We start from the raw sequence: 1,649 nt of genomic DNA on the forward strand, positions 1-1,649 counted from the left end.
TGATCAACGCGCGCGCTGACGTGAACCAACTTCTGCCGCTGAAGTATCGGTGGGCTTGGGAAAAGTACCTTGCCGGTTGCAACAATCACTGGATGCCCACCGAAGTATCGATGCAGGCGGACATCGCCCTCTGGAAGGCGAAGGATGGATTGACCGATGACGAACGGCGCATGCTGAAACGAAATCTCGGTTTCTTCGCGGCCTCGGAATCGCTCGTCGCCAACAACATCGTTCTCGCGATCTACCGGCATCTGACGAACCCGGAATGCCGGCAGTAYCTGCTKCGSCARTCSTTCGAGGAGGCGGTGCATACGCATACATTCCAGTACATCGTCGAAAGCCTTGGCCTCGACGAGGGCGAGCTCTTCAATATGTACCGCGAGGTACCTTCCATTACCGCCAAGGCCGCATGGGCCTTGGCGCACACCCGCAATCTCGACGATCCGGATTTCAAGACCGGAACGCCCGACACGGACCGCGACTTCCTGCGCGATCTGGTAGCGTTCTATGTCGTGTTCGAGGGCATGTGGTTCTACACGGGATTCGCGCAGATCCTATCGCTCGGCCGCCGCAACAAGATGGTTGGTATCGCCGAACAATATCAGTACATCCTGCGCGACGAGAGCATTCATCTGAACTTCGGCATCGACGTCATCAACCAGATCAAGATAGAGGATCCGTCGCTCTGGAACGCGGCTTTTCAGGACGAGATCCGCGGCATGCTTCACGATGCGGCCCTGCTCGAAGCGGCTTATGGAAGGGACACGATGCCACGCGGCTTTCTAGGCTTGAACGCCGCGCTCTGCGAGCAATACATGCACTTCATCGCCAATCGCCGATGTGCGCAACTCGGGCTTGCGGCAGTCTTCCCGGAAACCGAGAACCCGTTTCCGTGGATGTCGGAGGCCATGGATCTCAAGAAAGAGAAGAACTTTTTCGAGACCCGGGTCATCGAATATCAAACGGGCGGCGGACTGGCCTGGGACTGACGGCGATTGTCAGGGTTCCAGCTCTTGCAGAACCTGTTCGAGAGACCGCATCAGATCCGCCTGTGTGAACGGTTTGGTGAGCCTCGGCAGATCGACCGTCGCACCTGGCTCAATTTCCGCGTAACCGGTTGCGAGAATGACAGGCAGGTTGGGCCGTTTCTCACGAACCGCCTTGGCGAGCTGAAGACCCGACATTCCCGGCATGACCTGATCCGATAGGACAAGGTCGATCTCCGCTGCGCGGTCCAGCATGGTGAGCGCTTCAAACGGGGACGATGTTGGCAGGCACTTGTGTCCCAAGTCCTCCAACATCGCCACGGTGTTCGTGAGCACCAACCAGTCGTCATCGACGGCAAGCACCGTGAGAACGCGGTCTGTACGGGATCGCTCAACCGCGGGAATTCTATTCGCTCCGGTCATTGCGCCGATCGCGTCGCTGCTTGCAACAGGCAGCCACAGCTCAGCCTGCGTTCCCTTCCCTACTTCGCTGTTGAGGATGAACGCCCCGCCGCTTTGCTTCGTGATGCCGTGAACCATCGCGAGCCCAAGCCCGGTGCCTTTTCCAGGACCTTTGGTCGTAAAAAAGGGTTCGACAGCCCGGCGCAAAGTTTCCTTGTCCATGCCGGAACCGTTGTCGCTCACGCTCAGGCAGACATACAC

2 protein-coding genes are annotated in these 1,649 nt (G+C 58.3%); one reads left to right on the forward strand and one right to left on the reverse strand.

Features of this window, described 5'->3' with window-relative positions; genetic code table 11:
• Positions 1–989: ribonucleotide-diphosphate reductase subunit beta (locus AC1DT3_RS20335; protein WP_477467020.1), on the forward strand; the 989-nt coding region annotated here is incomplete at its 5' end.
• Positions 990–998: 9 nt separating this feature from the next.
• On the opposite strand, the gene AC1DT3_RS20340 is transcribed toward AC1DT3_RS20335, so the two are convergent.
• Positions 999–1,649 (reverse strand): response regulator (locus tag AC1DT3_RS20340; RefSeq protein ID WP_477467021.1); only part of this gene is annotated, 651 nt, incomplete at its 5' end.

The organism is Microvirga sp. P4_G7, from assembly GCF_056401005.1.